This window comes from Nitratireductor sp. GCM10026969 (assembly GCF_042660605.1).
Lineage (GTDB): Bacteria > Pseudomonadota > Alphaproteobacteria > Rhizobiales > Rhizobiaceae > Chelativorans.
Map to the genome: position 1 here is coordinate 1 of NZ_JBHSUM010000317.1, position 262 is coordinate 262.

1 rRNA gene is annotated in these 262 nt (G+C 50.0%); it reads left to right on the top strand.

Features of this window, described 5'->3' with window-relative positions:
* The first annotated feature begins 92 nt into the window (after positions 1-92).
* A 5S ribosomal RNA gene (gene rrf / locus ACFP9U_RS25235) occupies positions 93-207 on the top strand.
* Positions 208-262: the final 55 nt, after the last annotated feature.

Consider the following 262-nt stretch of genomic DNA (forward strand, 5'->3'; position numbering starts at 1 on the left):
GAGATAGTGGTTGTGCGACACAATTGAATACCGAATATATGTGGGTTGATGAAACATCAACTCAGGCTTCTTCTAGTTTGTACAAGTTTATGTCTGGTGGCCATAGCGAGGTGGTCCCACGCCTTCCCATCCCGAACAGGACCGTGAAACGCCTTAGCGCCGATGATAGTGTGGCATTCGCCATGTGAAAGTAGGACATTGCCAGGCGCCCAATACGATAACGCCAAGTTCAAGACTTGGCGTTTCGCTTCCCAAGCGGCAA